This window comes from Brevibacillus antibioticus (assembly GCF_005217615.1).
Taxonomy (GTDB): domain Bacteria; phylum Bacillota; class Bacilli; order Brevibacillales; family Brevibacillaceae; genus Brevibacillus; species Brevibacillus antibioticus.
This window is the reverse complement of record NZ_SZNK01000001.1, coordinates 3596263-3611379: the sequence shown is the minus strand read 5'-3', so window position 1 is coordinate 3611379 and position 15117 is coordinate 3596263. Positions and strand designations below refer to the sequence as shown.

The 15117-nt window shown below is 45.0% G+C and carries 17 protein-coding genes; 15 read left to right on the top strand and 2 right to left on the bottom strand.

All coding sequences use genetic code 11. The features are described from left to right. The first annotated feature begins 422 nt into the window (after positions 1 to 422). The 5 genes from qoxA (at position 423) to E8L90_RS16870 (ending at position 5252) form a co-directional block, all read left to right on the top strand. The gene (qoxA, locus tag E8L90_RS16895) at positions 423 to 1409 is read left to right on the top strand and encodes a cytochrome aa3 quinol oxidase subunit II (protein ID WP_137030457.1); all 987 of its coding nucleotides are present in this window, start codon (positions 423 to 425) and stop codon (positions 1407 to 1409) included. A 23-nt stretch (positions 1410 to 1432) separates the two neighbouring features. Beyond that, positions 1433 to 3403: a cbb3-type cytochrome c oxidase subunit I gene (locus E8L90_RS16890; protein WP_137030456.1), complete on the top strand. Its 1971-nt coding sequence runs from the start codon at positions 1433 to 1435 to the stop codon at positions 3401 to 3403. Between the two features lie 2 nt (positions 3404 to 3405). After that, positions 3406 to 4014, top strand: coding sequence for a cytochrome o ubiquinol oxidase subunit III (gene cyoC, locus E8L90_RS16885; RefSeq protein ID WP_137030455.1), 609 nt, complete (start codon positions 3406 to 3408; stop codon positions 4012 to 4014). 1 nt (position 4015) lies between these two features. After that, a complete protein-coding gene (gene cyoD / locus E8L90_RS16880) occupies positions 4016 to 4333 on the top strand; it encodes a cytochrome o ubiquinol oxidase subunit IV (RefSeq protein WP_137030454.1) in 318 nt (105 codons plus the stop codon). Positions 4334 to 4721: 388 nt separating this feature from the next. After that, entirely contained in the window at positions 4722 to 5252 is a 531-nt protein-coding gene (locus E8L90_RS16870; RefSeq protein WP_137030453.1) for a GNAT family N-acetyltransferase, read from the top strand. Positions 5253 to 5310: 58 nt separating this feature from the next. On the opposite strand, the gene E8L90_RS16865 is transcribed toward E8L90_RS16870, so the two are convergent. Continuing rightward, positions 5311 to 5844 carry a hypothetical protein gene (locus E8L90_RS16865; protein WP_137030452.1) on the bottom strand — a complete coding sequence of 178 codons (534 nt, stop codon included), beginning with the start codon at positions 5842 to 5844 and terminating at the stop codon, positions 5311 to 5313. A gap of 16 nt (positions 5845 to 5860) precedes the next feature. Further along, positions 5861 to 6412: a hypothetical protein gene (locus E8L90_RS16860; RefSeq protein WP_137030451.1), complete on the bottom strand. Its 552-nt coding sequence runs from the start codon at positions 6410 to 6412 to the stop codon at positions 5861 to 5863. Between the two features lie 148 nt (positions 6413 to 6560). Here E8L90_RS16860 and E8L90_RS16855 point away from each other — a divergent pair, with 148 nt between their 5' ends. From E8L90_RS16855 to E8L90_RS16810, 10 genes are all read left to right on the top strand, one after another. Then, complete coding sequence (locus E8L90_RS16855) at positions 6561 to 7130, top strand: FAD-dependent oxidoreductase (RefSeq protein ID WP_137030450.1); 570 nt, start codon at positions 6561 to 6563, stop codon at positions 7128 to 7130. A 231-nt stretch (positions 7131 to 7361) separates the two neighbouring features. Continuing rightward, complete coding sequence (locus tag E8L90_RS16850; protein WP_137030449.1) at positions 7362 to 9131, top strand: BlaR1 family beta-lactam sensor/signal transducer; 1770 nt, start codon at positions 7362 to 7364, stop codon at positions 9129 to 9131. 42 nt (positions 9132 to 9173) lie between these two features. Beyond that, positions 9174 to 9572, top strand: coding sequence for a penicillinase repressor BlaI (gene blaI, locus E8L90_RS16845; protein ID WP_137030448.1), 399 nt, complete (start codon positions 9174 to 9176; stop codon positions 9570 to 9572). A gap of 234 nt (positions 9573 to 9806) precedes the next feature. After that, positions 9807 to 10721 (top strand): BBI family class A beta-lactamase, encoded by a 915-nt coding sequence (gene blaBBI / locus E8L90_RS16840; RefSeq protein WP_137030447.1) that lies wholly within the window; start codon positions 9807 to 9809, stop codon positions 10719 to 10721. A 27-nt stretch (positions 10722 to 10748) separates the two neighbouring features. Further along, a complete protein-coding gene (locus tag E8L90_RS16835) occupies positions 10749 to 11453 on the top strand; it encodes an FHA domain-containing protein (protein ID WP_137030446.1) in 705 nt (234 codons plus the stop codon). A 115-nt stretch (positions 11454 to 11568) separates the two neighbouring features. After that, on the top strand, positions 11569 to 12228 hold the full coding sequence (locus E8L90_RS16830; protein WP_137030445.1) for a hypothetical protein: 660 nt from the start codon (positions 11569 to 11571) through the stop codon (positions 12226 to 12228). A 111-nt stretch (positions 12229 to 12339) separates the two neighbouring features. Next, positions 12340 to 13863, top strand: coding sequence for an MDR family MFS transporter (locus E8L90_RS16825; RefSeq protein WP_137030444.1), 1524 nt, complete (start codon positions 12340 to 12342; stop codon positions 13861 to 13863). Positions 13864 to 13875: 12 nt separating this feature from the next. Further along, a complete protein-coding gene (locus E8L90_RS16820) occupies positions 13876 to 14403 on the top strand; it encodes a PadR family transcriptional regulator (RefSeq protein WP_137030443.1) in 528 nt (175 codons plus the stop codon). Between the two features lie 96 nt (positions 14404 to 14499). Continuing rightward, positions 14500 to 14790 (top strand): DUF3817 domain-containing protein, encoded by a 291-nt coding sequence (locus E8L90_RS16815; RefSeq protein ID WP_137030442.1) that lies wholly within the window; start codon positions 14500 to 14502, stop codon positions 14788 to 14790. Positions 14791 to 14886: 96 nt separating this feature from the next. Beyond that, positions 14887 to 15084, top strand: coding sequence for a hypothetical protein (locus E8L90_RS16810; RefSeq protein WP_235442485.1), 198 nt, complete (start codon positions 14887 to 14889; stop codon positions 15082 to 15084). Positions 15085 to 15117: the final 33 nt, after the last annotated feature.

Sequence of the window (15117 nt, the reverse complement as noted above, 5' to 3'; positions counted from 1 at the left end):
AAAGTGAAAAGAATCCTTGACAATTAGAATTGGGAATGATGACCAAGAATGGGTGTCAGGAATCATTAGAGGAGAATCCTAACAAGAATATGATCAACTCGTGAATGCTATGTGAACACTTTGTAACAGAAAAGCTACGAAATATTGAACGTCGTTAAAAACGAGTACAAAAGCTCGCAGACTCTGATAGTATGTATATGCGGCGAATAGTGAAGTTCACTTGTGTTAAAAAAGCTATTGTGAGGAACTCTCGAAAAGTGTGAAAGCACGTTAAAATAAAGAAGGTTTTCCAAAACCTCGTTCGAGACCTCTCCATAGAGAGTGACTGCACTATCGACATATGTGAGGCGACGTTCACCGAAAAGAACTGCGCTCTCAAAGTATTACATGCTCGTTGTTTGTGACTAGGAGGGATTAGGAGAATGAGCGGAGGAAAAATGCTGAGGCATATCCAGTTTTGGATCTTGGCAGTGTTGGGCACCGTTCTGCTGACAGGCTGTGGTAGCGAATACCTCGTCTTGAATCCAAAAGGACCTGTAGCAGAAACGCAGTACAATCTCATTATTATTTCCACGATATTGGTCGCTATCATTATCGTTCCGGTTATTGCGCTTACCGCTTTCATTGTATACCGTTATCGGGATACACCGGGCAATAAAGCAAGTTACAAGCCGGAGTGGGCACACAGTACAACCCTAGAGGTAATTTGGTGGATTATTCCTATCGTTATCGTTGCGTTGCTGGGTTACTTTACTGTCCGTGATGTTTATTTGTTAAAAGAGAACCCGAATAAAGAAGTTGCGCCTATAACCATTCAGGTTACGGCTTTGGACTGGAAATGGATGTTTACGTATCCAGAACAAAATATCGCAACTGTTAACCATCTGGAGATTCCAGCAGGCGTACCGATTCGCTTCCAGGTATCTGCTGATGCACCGATGAACTCTTTCTGGGTTCCAGAATTGGGTGGACAGATTTATGCGATGGCGGGAATGGCTACCGAACTTTATCTGCAAGCAGATGAACCAGGTACATTCGCTGGATTTAGCTCCAACTTCTCAGGTGAAGGTTTCGCCAAAATGCAGTTCGATGTAGTGGCAAAACCAAAAGATGAGTTCGATAAATGGGTAAAAGAAGTAAAAGGTACGACTCCAGCTATGACGAAGGCAGATTATGAAGAACTTCGCAAGCCTGGCGTGACAGATAAGTTTACGTACTCTGCATTCCCAGAAGGTATGTTTGAAGAGATCGTTGCGAAATATGGCCATGGTCACGATATGGACTATGTGATGGAGAAACTTCCTGCGCCTGCAGGTAACAAGTCTTCTAATGAGACTTCGCTAAATACGCATCAAAAGACTGAATCGCACAACATGCCTGGAATGAATCATTCCAGTATGAACCACTAGGCGAGAGGGAGGAGGAATAACACGTGTGGGAGAACATTAAGGATTTTGCATCCACGTTCTTTGTAACAGGTGACCCACTGATTTACGGTGCGGACGTATCGATTGTACTTTCTATGATTGCGATCGTATTCGTTCTGACTAAGTATAAAAAATGGGTTTGGCTATGGCGTGAATGGTTGACTACAGTTGACCATAAACGTATTGGTATTATGTATTTGATCGCATCGCTTCTGATGCTGTTCCGCGGTGGGGTTGACGCCCTGCTGATGCGTTTGCAACTGGCATTCCCGAACGTAGAGTTCCTGCACTCGGATCACTATAATGCCATCTTTACGACTCACGGTACGATCATGATTTTGTTCATGGCGATGCCGATGATGTTTGCCTTGTTTAACATGGTAGTACCGCTTCAACTCGGTGCTCGAGATGTAGCGTATCCGTTCTTGAACGCACTCAGCTTCTGGCTGTTTATGCTCGGTGCGATGTTGTTCAACCTTTCGTTCGTAATCGGGGGCTCCCCGGACGCTGGTTGGTTGTCTTACCCGCCACTGTCACAAAATGAATTCAGCCCTGGACCAGGTCAGAACTTCTATATATGGGGGATTCAAATCTCCGGTATCGGTAGTTTGGCGACAGGGATTAACTTTATCGTAACGATTCTCAAAATGCGTGCACCTGGCATGAAGCTTTCCAAAATGCCGTTGTTTAGCTGGTCCGTATTGTCCAGCTGCATTATGATTATCTTCGCTTTCCCAATTTTGACTGTAACATTGGCTCTGTTGTTCCTTGACCGTTTCGCAGGAGCCCACTTCTTCACAATGGACGGCGGCGGTAATCCGATGATGTACCTCAACCTCATCTGGATGTGGGGTCACCCTGAGGTATATATCGTAGTAGTACCAGCTTTCGGTATTTTCTCTGAGATCGTGGCTACATTCTCACGTAAAAAGATTTTCGGCTACAAATCAATGGTTTGGGCGATGATGATCATTGCCGTTGTATCGTTCTTTACATGGGCTCACCACTTCTTCACGATGGGTACGAGCGCAAGTGTTATCTCCTTCTTTGCGATATCAACGATGGTTGTTGGTATCCCGACCGGGGTTAAGGTCTTTAACTGGCTGTTTACAATGTACCGTGGTCGGATATCCTTTAAACAACCAATGCTGTGGACCATTGCCTTTATTCCGTGCTTCGTAATTGGTGGAGCGACAGGGGTAATGCTGGCAGTAGCTCCGGCAGACTATCAGTATCACAACAGCTACTTCTTGGTTGCCCACTTCCACCAAGTATTGATCGGTGGGGTAGTATTCGGTTACCTGGCTGGTATTTACTACTGGTGGCCAAAACTGTTCGGTTTCAAGCTCGACGAGAAACTGGGCAAATGGGGCTTCTGGTTCTGGAATATTGGTTTCTACGTGTGCTTTATGCCGCAATACGCGCTCGGTTTCATGGGTATGACTCGCCGTTACTACACGTACGGTTGGGACCGCGGCTGGGCAGATATGAACCTCGTATCCACTGTTGGGGCATTCATGATGGGTATCGGTTTCATCTTCCAAGTATGGCAAATCGCTTACAGCATCAAGAATGGTGAGCGCGACACGACAGGCGATCCATGGAATGGTCGTACGCTGGAGTGGTCGATTCCGTCACCTGCACCGTTCTACAACTTTGCTGTTGTTCCACAAGTGAAAGAAATGGATGACTGGTGGGCAACAAAAGAAGCAAAAGCAAATGGCACCTATAAAGAACAACCGGCCAAACTGGAGCCGATTCATATGCCGAAGAACTCTGGAATTCCGTTTATCATGGCGAACTTCTGGTTCTTGGTAGGTTTTGGTTTCACATTTGGATGGGTTTGGATGGCCGTTATTGGATTCATTGGAGTATTCGCATGCATGTGGGCACGCTCCTTCCAATACGACACGGATTATTACGTACCGGTGGAGGAAGTGCGTCGCACTGAGGCTTCACTGGGGAGGGTGGTGTAACGATGGCTACGAATCATGACCATGGTCACGGCCACGACCACGACCATCATGAAGAGCATGAGCAACTTAAGGTTCTCGGTTTTTGGATTTTCGTTGTAACAGACTGCGTGCTGTTCGGTACGTTGTTTGCAACCTATGCGGTAATGATGAATAGCTTTGCAGGTGGACCAACTGGACAGGAATTGTTCCAGCTGCCAGGCGTTATTGCTTCAACCTTTCTTTTGTTGACAAGTAGCTTTACCAGCGGTCTCGCTGTTCTGGCGATGAACAAAGGCAATGTCAAGCAGCTCATTTCTTGGCTGGCTGTAACTGGTCTTTTGGGACTGTCTTTCGTAGTGTTGGAAGTCACTGAGTTTATGCACTTGATGAGCGAAGGTGCAACCATGGCGACTAGCGGCTACTGGTCCGCTTTCTACACACTGGTTGGTACACACGGATTGCACGTAACGCTTGGTCTGTTCTGGATGACTGCGTTGATGATACAGCTGAAGCGTCGTGGAATCTCTGCGGTTACTCGCCGCAAAATTACCAACTTTAGCTTGTACTGGCACTTCCTTGACGTTGTGTGGATCTTCCTCTTCACAGTCGTTTACTTGATGGGGGTGATGTAAGGTGGCACAACATCAAAACCATGGCGGACATCATAGTCACGGATCGTTGAAAGAGTACGTAATCGGTTTTATCTTGTCGATCGTGCTCACCATTATCCCACTCGTGCTGGTCATGAACCCGATTTTGAGTAAAACGGCGACCATGATCTCGATCTTGATAATGGCGGTCTTGCAGTTCGTAATTCAGTTGTTCTTCTTCATGCACATCCGCGAAGGAGAAAAACCACGCTACAACGTACAGACATTGATTCTTGGACTTGTCATTGTAATTACAATTGTTGCAGGTTCCCTCTGGATCATGTTATTTAACAAATATTAATCAGTTAAGAGCGTGGCACAGGCGATTCGTTGCTTGTGCCGCGTTTTTTTTTGACGTAGCTGTAGTGGAGGGAAGAAGCGCATTTCCAGTCTACGCTTCAACCTACGCCCTGCTAGGGGGATTGACTGTCCGCTTCGGAAAAATGGCGGGAGCGCTTCAAACGTTGAAGTTTCGATGAAGGATACCATAAGTGAAGCTGAAATTCCCCGCCATTTTTTCCGAAGCTGGGCTGGGCTCCAGAGGCGCTTGGACTGGAAATGCGCTTCTTCCTACGCGGCTTTTGGTCAACCAATGGAAGTCATTCAAGAAGGTGAAAACTGGTAACACTCTCTCCTTGCAGCTATAATAGAAAGAATTTTACACCAAAAAATGCAAGGGGAGCGAGACGATGGCTGGGCAACTGTATTTAATAAAGCCTTGTGCAGAATTTCAAGCTGAGTATATTTCCTTTTACGAAGAGTGGAAAGAAAGTGGAGAGCCTATCGTACCGTGGGTGGTGGATCGGGAGCCCTATGATTTTCCTGCGTACCTGGAATTTCTGAAGAGTGAGAGCAGCGAGGAAAATCTGTCGGATGGCTATGTTCCTCATTCGACGTATTGGCTCGTGAATGAGGAGAGACGCATAGTGGGGGCGGTGAATATTCGGCATCGTCTCAACGAGCGTCTACGAAAAAACAGCGGGCACATCGGATATGGAATCCGTCCATCTGAGAGACGTAAAGGATATGCGACGGAAATTTTAGCGCAAGCCCTAACTATTACGAGCGAGTTGGGTATAAACGAAGTATTGGTGATTTGCGATTATGATAATGTTGCATCGGAGAAAACGATTCGGAAGAACGGTGGAGTTTTTGAGTCAGAATGTACAGACGACAATGGATTGCTCATTCGTCGTTTCTGGATTACGCGACCTTCGTAAAAGGAAAGGGCTATCTCATTGTTCGTTTACAGGACGTTTGAGATAGCCCTTTCCCTGTTTATTCATCTACCTTGTATGCAATCAACTTGCGGACCCAGTGCTCCATCTCGTCAAGAATATAGTCTGGGGGTGGGGTTTTACCGTCTTTTTTAGGTAGAGTGAGCCATTGTAATGGTTTTGGGACGTGGCAGATTTTCTCAAGAAGTTGTATTCCTTGATCGTCACTGATGATGTCTCGTAAAAAGATGAATATTCTTTTGTCTAATGTATGGATTAGCTTTCCTTCATATTTTGTATCTGAGATCGTAACGCAAGGGTGGCCATGCCGCTCAATATTGCCTAATACTTCAACCCATACAAAATCATACAACTGGGAAAGTTCAGCTTCAAGGAGATTGGGATCTTTAATAGGGACTGGACATGTGGAAGAGAAGGAACGATCTAAAAAAATCTCTGGGTCCATTTCCATATAGTCTAATACTACCCTGCAAGATGCAGCTTGCTTGTTTTCATAGGTGTATAAAATCTCCCGGACTTTGTTGCAATCAATTTTTTTGCCAATCACGAAGCCTATTCGAAGTTCGATTGTCATTTGAGATAGCCCTTTCCTATTTATCATCTACCTTGTATGCAATCAACTTGCGAATCCATTGCTCCATCTCGCCAAGAATATAGTCTGGGTGTGGGGTTTTTCCGTCTTTTTTAGGTAGAGCGAGCCATTGTAATGTTTTTGGGACATGGCAAATTTTCCGAAGAAGTTCTCTCCCGTGATTGTCAATAATGATATCTCGTAAGAAAATTAGCACTCTATTGTCTAACGTATGGATGAGTTTACCTTCATATTCTATATCAGAGATAGTAACGGAAGGGTGCCCATGTCTCTCAATACCGCCTAATACTTCAACCCATACAAAATCATACAACTGGGAAAGTTCAGCTTCAAGGAGATCGGGATCTTTAATGAGTACCTCTTCCGTGGAGGAAAAGGGACGACTTAAGAAAATCTCTGGGTCCATCTCCATATAGTCTAATACGACCTTACAAGATGCAGCTTGTTTGTTTTCATGGGTGTATAAAATCTCGTCGATTCTTTTCAAATCCAATTTTTCTCCGATCACAAAGCCTATTCGAGGTTCGATAGTATTCACTCCTTCGATCATGCTCTTTATCTGAAACTACATTTTTTTAACCTAATCATAATAAATATTTTTCCTATAGACAGCATAAACTTATCAAAGATATTGCCACCTTTATTATACTTAGTATATAATTATGTTATGAAAGTTATTTTGGAAGGGAGAGATTTCTTTGTTTGATATCGTAATTATTGGAGCAGGCCCGGCAGGAGGAAGTGCAGCGTTGTTTGCTGCAAAAGCAGGTAAGAAGACGTTGCTGATTGATAATGACAAAAGCATGACCAAGCGCGCGTGGATGGAAAATCACTACGGCATCATGGAAATCACCGGCCCAGATATCATTGAGATCGGTAAAAAGCAAGCAGCGAAATTCGGTGCGGAGCTGGTAGCCGATCAAGTGAGCAACATTACCAAAACAGAGCAGGGCTTCCGCGTAGAGACAGCGGAAAAAGGCAGCTTTGAGGCTAAGCATGTGATTCTTGCAACTGGAGCGCTCGTGACTTTGGCAGAAGCGATTGGGGTAAAAACCAAAGAAGGCACTGAGCCACGGATCAAAACCGTTGTCGATGTCGATGCACAAGGGAAGACGAACATCGAAGGAATTTGGGCAGCAGGTACGTGCGCGGGAGTAAGCGTACATACGATTATTACATCTGGTGATGGCGCCAAGGTTGCAATCAATGTCATCAGCGAACTGAATGGTGAGCGTTACGTCGATCACGATGTTTTGAAAACAAACTAAATCAGGCTAGAAACACCTTCTTACCTTTGTAAAGAAGGTGTTTTTCCTTTTTCTCCTAATCGGCGATAGCTTGTATCGTGATCGCGTTTTTGACATAATGAAGCTAATTGTGTGCTAATCAGCGTGAAGAATCCTGTCAGGTTGAAGAGCGTTCCTGTCGCTCTAGAAAATTGATACGGGTTCTATTTTTGTCTAGATTACTCTGTATAAGTAGGGAGGGAGACAGGTAGTATGTTCGTCAATCATGTGGTGATAAGCTTGATCGTTTCTTCGTGCACGATCGCGCTTATTTTCTTGATTCGAAAAGTATTTCGCTCCCAGCTGTCAGCTAGATGGCAATACAATTTGTGGTTTCTCTTGCTGGTCGCTTTAACGCCAGTTTTTATCCCGAAATCCTTTTTTGATTTTGGAAATTTTTTTGTCTCAGGCATCAATCAGTATAATGAAGCTGGCAGTTCGATGCTCGCTTCGCAAGCCCCTGTGTTTGAAAATGCGAATTGGGTACAGGATTTAACGTTGTCGGTAAGCCGTTATACACCGGACTCCTTTCCTACGATTTTCGTCAGCATATGGGTAGTCGGCATGATCGTTGGTGCTGCGATCACGTTATCAGCCTGGTTAAAAATCCAGAAGATCAAGCGAACAGCTTCTTTGATCACCAATCAAGAAATCATCGATATGTTTCAACAATGCAAGAAGGATGTAAAAATAAAGCGGCATATTGTGTTAGCACAATCCAATCAGGTCAAATCTCCGATGACGTTTGGCGTATTTAAGACGTATATTGTCCTTCCCTGTCATTTTGATGAATGGCTGTCGATTAATGAAATGAAATACATCTTTTTGCATGAACTCATGCACCAAAAAAACCATGATATCGTCATGAACTATGTGACCGTCGTGTATCAACTTTTGTATTGGTTCCATCCAATGGTTTGGCTGGCTTTTCGGGAAATGAGAGTGGACCGTGAAATTGCTTGTGATGTAGCTGTATTGAACTTTTTAGACAAGCGAAATTACTTGGAATATGGTCATACCATCATTAAGTTTTTGGATAAAGAAAATCGAGCCGGAAATGTCGTTTTGGCCAGTCAATTAAACGGTTCCAAGAAGGCAGTTAAAAAACGAATCGAGAAAATCGCATCCCACAAGGCCGAATCAAAGCTGTTGCAGTTGAAAAGCACAGTCATTTTTTCCATGGTGGTCGTTTTGGTTGCCGGTCAGGTTCTTGTTGGTGCCGCTTTAGCCGACGATCGCAGCCGTTATCATTTTCAAGATGATCGAACCATTTACGAGGATTTGGACGACTATTTCCGTGGCTTTGAAGGCAGTTTTGTCTTATATGATTTGAAAGCAGACCAGTATCGGATTTACAACGAGGCAGGAAGTACACAACGAGTTTCACCCAACTCCACCTACAAGATTTTTCTCTCCTTGTTTGGTTTGGAGACAGGTGTGATTTCGAGTGAAGATTCCCTGTTAAAATGGGATGGAATCCACTATCCATATGAGCAGTGGAACCGGGATCAAGATCTATTTACAGCGATGCGAAACTCCACGAACTGGTATTTTAAACAGATGGATAAGAGCATCCCTCCGGATATGATTCAAGCTTTTCTGGAACAATTGAACTATGGGAATTCCAATACATCTGGTGGAATCGGCGAATATTGGATAGAATCTTCCTTGAAGATTTCTCCGGTGGAGCAGGTACAATTATTAAAAGCATTCTATACGAACCAACTTGATTTTCAAGAAGTCAATATCCAGGCGGTGAAAGACTCTATCCGGTTATCGGAAAAGGCGGGCTCGATTCTCTCCGGGAAAACAGGTACGGGTACCGTCAATCAAAAAGATGTGAACGGTTGGTTTGTCGGGTATGTAGAGAACGAGAAAGGCACCTACTTCTTTGCTACAAACATACAAAACGAAGATGACGCAAATGGACCTGCCGCAGCAGAAATCACCTTGTCTATTTTGAAGGCGAAAGGTCTCTACTAGCCGTTGCTCTTCAGTCATCCTTATCGAAAGGGGGAGATTTCAGTGTCTACATCCATGCCAAGTATTTCAGAAGCGGAATGGCGAGTAATGAACGTGCTATGGGAAAAGTCGCCGTTGACGGCCAACGAAATTATTTCCTCCTTGGAAGGTCATACGGATTGGAACCCAAAGACAGTGCGTACTCTTTTAAATCGTTTGGTTCAAAAAAATGCTGTGGGAGTCAATCAAAACCAAAGAGTCTATACGTTTTATCCGTTGTATTCACAAAATGAATGCCAGCATGCCGAGGCACAGTCATTTCTGGAGCGGATTTACAGCGGGGCTCTAAAATCAATGCTTGTTCAGTTCATCCAGAAGGAATCTTTATCGGACGAGGAGATTCAGGAGCTGCGTTCCATATTGGATGCGAAACAATCATCCACTGATCATTCCCCAAAATAGAGTGCGCCCTTTCAAGCTGACTTGGAAAAACCATTTACGGTTATCCAGTTTGCTTGGAAGGGCGTCTTTTTTTCAAAAAAGAGTGGATGTAGTGCATTTTCTTGCGGGAAAAGGAGATTGACACTCGTTGATTACGCGTGTAATATTATCGTGAAACAATAGATTACAAGTGTAGTACAGTATTACGGATGTAATCTGATGGTTTTTATCTTCCTAGAAAGAGGTTTGGCATCCATGAAAGTTCACCATTCTAGACTGATCGGATTTACAATGAATACGATTTTTTTCACGCTTCTCACGCTCGCCGGGTGCTCTTCTGCTGAAACGCCTGTCGTAAAAACGGAAACGCCCGCATCTGCAATGGATCAAAAGTTCGCTGCGCTGGAAAACAAGTTTGATGCGAGGCTCGGCGTATATGCGATCGACACCGAAACAGATTTGGCGGTTGCTTATCGCGAAGATGAACGCTTCGCTTTTGCTTCTACGTACAAGGCTTTAGCCGCAGGTGCAATCTTGCATCAGAAACCGTTGGAAGAGCTCGAAAAAGTCATCACCTACACCAAGGACGATCTCGTTACTTATTCACCTATCACAGAAAAACACGTAGCGACCGGAATGACTCTTCGAGAGGTTGCAGACGCCGCGGTTCGCTATAGCGACAACACGGCGGGAAACCTGTTGTTCAAAGAATTGGGTGGACCTAAAGGCTTTGAATCAGCTCTAAGACAGATGGGTGATCTTGTTACGACATCCGAGCGCTATGAGACGGAATTGAATGAGGCAAAGCCAGAAGATATTCGCGATACAAGCACACCGAAAGCACTTGCAACGAGTTTAAGAACCTATACGGTAGGGGATGTGCTGTCGTCTGACAAGCAGAAGATTCTTATTGAGTGGCTGCAAGGAAACACAACGGGAGCCAAACTGATTCGATCCGGCGTCCCTAAAGGCTGGAAGGTCGGAGATAAGACGGGAGCGGCAAGTTACGGAACGCGAAACGATATCGGTATCATATGGCCACCGAATAAAAAGCCCATTGTCATTGCAGTGTTGTCTAGCAGAGATAAGCAGGACGCCACTTATGATGATGTGCTCATTGCTGAAGCTACCAGGATTGCTGTTGATGCACTGACGGCTGCAAAACCGTGATAGATCAACATGCGAGGTGATCACCAGATGATAGATAACGGTGCATACTTACTCGTAAAAAAAGGGGACCCCAGCCAAATTGCTACGCGCAAATATCTCACCAAGGATCGCTGTACAATCGGGAGGAGGGGGACTCGTTTTCAACTGGACATTGCATTTTCTAGTCCGTACATTTCGAGAATGCATGCAGCCTTTCAAAGGATCGGGGACGACTACAAGATTATCGATCTAGAAAGCAAGCATGGCACAGAGGTAAATGGGACGCCGCTTCATTTCTCCTCTCACATTCTTCGTCACGGGGATCAAATAAGCTTGTCAAAAGGGGTAGCTGAGCTCGTCTTTTTACGAGAGGTTAATAGGCTGGATGATACGGTAGAGCTCCCCTTCACGCAGCCGAAGAATTCGTCGCTTTTGCCAGGTTTGGAAATTCATTTGGAGAGACGAGAAGTTCGTATCGACGGAACAAGACTTCCTTTAACCGGAAAAGACATGGATTTGCTGAAGCTTCTATACCAAAAGGCAAACAAGGCCGTTAGTTTTGAAGAAATTATGCTGACCGTTTGGCCAGAGCGAATGCTGCATGAGGAGAATGTCTCAGATGTTGGCCGGGTGGAAGTCAATGCGCTCGTGTATCGATTAAGGAAAAAGCTTCGGAACTACGGGCAGCAAATCACGACGATTCCGCGATATGGATATCGTTTAGATACAAACTCCTTCTCAAAACCAACATGAGAAGGAGTTTGTTTATGTAAGGTATTTTCTTTTTTCTTCCAATCGACTAGAATTTTGATATAGGCCAGAAGTCATTGCTTTATTTCCTAATCATTCAGTCATAGGAGCCCTTATTATGAAAAAAATCGTAGGTATTGCTTCGATGGTCGCTTTACTAGGCTTTAACGCCTATTTGTGGCCGACATTGATTCACGCGGTAAAAACAGATGGACGAACGGATACAAAAACAGCATCTGTCTCACAAAAAGCAGGTACTTCCATGCCCACTATGAATTTGGCTAATCAGGGTCCGCGCACCCCTAACGTTTCCGCCTATCCGGTTGAAAAGCCTGTAGCTGTATCAGCACCTGCATCTGCACCAACATCAGCGCAGAAACAAAGCGAAGGGAAGCCAAAGTCAAAAGCGGTAGCAGCTGCTAAAACGAGCATACCGAAGAAGAAAACACTAAAGACGAAAACCGCAACAAAACCAGTCAAGAAACAGACTACACGTCCTCCGGTAAAAAACGTGCCAACGTATCCAGCCTGGGATGATAAGGGCCTCTATGTCGTAGACGATGGAGGACCAGGAAGTAGTTGGGTGGAGCTGTCGGATGGTTCTTTGCTGCGTAAGAGCGACGGGACACGGACGTTTAACTTGCCCTATAATAAGAATCCATTCACTGGAGAGATTAAGCCGACAGTGGAGCCGATGTCAGAAGCGGCCTATAAAATGTGGAAGGGCAATCAAGCCCAGCAGCCATCCCCATTCAGCCCGTCACCATTCGGGCGATAATAAATCGCGAAAAATGCTCCGAGAAAAAGGAGCAATTTTTTTGGATAAGTAGTCAAATTTGAATATAATAACGTATAGTACTTTGATTTGACCAATCAGGAGGGTGATGCAATGATTGCAAGAGAAAGTAAAGTGAATATGGTGTTAGCGGGGCTGCTGCTGGGTCTCCTGATGGCTTCCATGGATAATACGATTGTCGCGACGGCGATGGCTACGATTGTCGGTGAGATGGGCGGCATGGATAAGTTTGTTTGGGTGACATCAGCGTACATGGTCGCTACGATGGCGGGGATGCCGATTTTCGGTAAACTCTCCGATATGTATGGGCGAAAACGTTTTTACATATTTGGTCTCGTTGTATTTTTGTTAGGGTCCATTTTATGCGGGACGGCAAACAGCATTGTTGAATTGAGTATTTATCGGGCGATTCAAGGGATTGGCGGCGGAGCGCTGATGCCGATTGCCTTCACGATTATTTTTGACGTATTCCCGCCGGAGAAGCGTGGAAAGATGACGGGACTTTTTGGAGCAGTATTCGGTACGTCCAGCGTATTGGGACCTTTGCTTGGGGCGTATATTACCGAATATGTCAGCTGGCATTGGATCTTTTACATCAATGTACCGATTGGTGCTGTGTCCCTTTGGTTAATCTCGATGTATTACAAGGAGTCGCTGGAATACCGCAAGCAGAGCATTGACTGGTGGGGAGCGATTACACTGGTTGGTGCTGTAGTAAGTCTGATGTTTGCACTGGAGCTGGGCGGCAATCAATACGCATGGGATTCGATGCAGATTATTGGCTTGTTCTCTTCCTTTTTCTTGTTGTTTGTGATTTTTCTATTTGTCGAGAAGCGGGCATCTGATCCGATTATTTCGTTCTCCATGTTCAAGAAGCGGTTATTTGCCACGACAAATGCGATTGCCTTGTTGTATGGAGCTGCTTTTATTATCACCACGGTGTACCTGCCGATTTTTATCCAAGGGGTATATGGCGGGTCAGCGACGAATGCTGGATTGCTGTTGACACCGATGATGCTCGGTTCGGTTGCTGGTAGCCAACTAGGCGGATTTTTGACGACGAAGACAAGCTTCCGCAATATTATGCTTCTGTCCGCCGTCTTTTTCATACCAGGTATTTTCCTTTTGAGTACACTAACGCCTGATATTCCTCGTTCAATCGTTACGCTTTATATGGTGATCGCAGGGTTTGGCGTGGGCTTCTCTTTCTCCACCTTGGGAATTTCAGCGATTCATGGCTTTGATATGCGACAAAGAGGATCGGCCAGTTCGACGAACTCTTTTTCCCGTTCATTGGGGATGACGTTGGGAATCACCGTGTTTGGGATCTTGCAACGCAATTCGTTTGAAAACGGCATGTTCTCAGCTTTCGGGGGTCATGGGATGACGAATGCGATTACAGACCCGCGTGCGATTTTGACACCAGGAGCGCGCGAATCCATTCCGGCTCCTGTTTTGGATCAAATGATCGATATTCTCGCTTCTTCGATTGCGAATACGTTTATGTGGGCGCTCGTTCCTGCTGTTCTTGCTCTCGTATGCATTTTGCTGATGGGAAATGATCGGGCGCTGGGGAAATCGCCTGCTGCACCGAAACCGAAACTGGAACGCGGATAGAGGAGAATCGTCATGAGTCTAAAATTGCTTGTTCTAGGATTGCTGATGGAAGGGGAGAAGCATCCCTACGAGGTTCAGCAGCAGGTGAAGGCCAGGGGAATGGATTGTTACATAAAATACGCCAAAGGCTCCCTCTATTATGCCTTCGACCAACTGGAAAAGAGCGGGATGATTGAGGTCAAAGAAATTATTCGTGAGACTAGCCGCCCAGATAAGAAGATGTATGGGATTACTCCAAAAGGCGAAGAGCAATTCCAACAGCTTCTCTTGGAAGAACTGAAAAAACCAATGCAATTGACCAATCCGATCTACGCGGCTCTTGCTTTTGCTTCGTACGGTGATCCACAAAAAATGAATGAGGCCTTGGAAGTGAATATCCAGGAGGTAAGACGGTTAGCTGGATTTTTGGAATCGATCAAGGAGGAAAAAAGAGAGAGGCTTAGCTGGGGAGCACGAACGATTCTGATCGGTGCCATTGAGCATTTGTACGCAGAGATGCGCTGGATGGAACGCATCCGAGAGGAAGCTTGGGGCCGTTGATTTTGAATATATTATGAACATTGGACTATTTTCAACATTATGATAGTTTTTCGTTTATAATAGTGGTAATTTCAATGGCAAGGATGGTACCCGCACATGATGAAATCTGCCCTCGGACGCTTTCGTCTTATCGGCCTGATCGAAGGTATCTCGTATTTGGTACTTCTCGGGATTGCTATGCCGCTCAAGTATTTTTGGGATTATCCAGCCCCGGTAAAAATTGCCGGCTCACTTCATGGCTTGTTTTTTGTCCTGTATATTTTGGCGTTGGCACATGTTACAATAACCAATAAGTGGTCCTTTTTAAAAGTGATCGGGGCATTTATCGCTTCATTACTGCCATTCGGCAACTTTGTTCTGGATGCACGTCTAAAAAAAGAGCAGTAAGTATACACATTACACATTACGTAAGGCACTAGAAGGCGGGTCATTGTACCCGTCTTTCGTACATATTCAAAAGAGAAAAAAATGGAGGGGATCTGTGTGGAGACCAGAATTTTGGCAGGAATTCTTTTGTGGGACGAAGAGGAACAGTACGTTCTTGAAACCGTGATGGAGGACCGTTACAAGCTGGTTTTGCCGCAGATTATCACGCTTGCGAGCACAGAAGAAAAGGTAGCGACAGATGAATTGAGCGAACAATTTGTCGGTCAAAATGTTATTGCCAGATGCTTTGTTTGATAGGTACAGATAATTCTGAAAAAGATAGGTGTG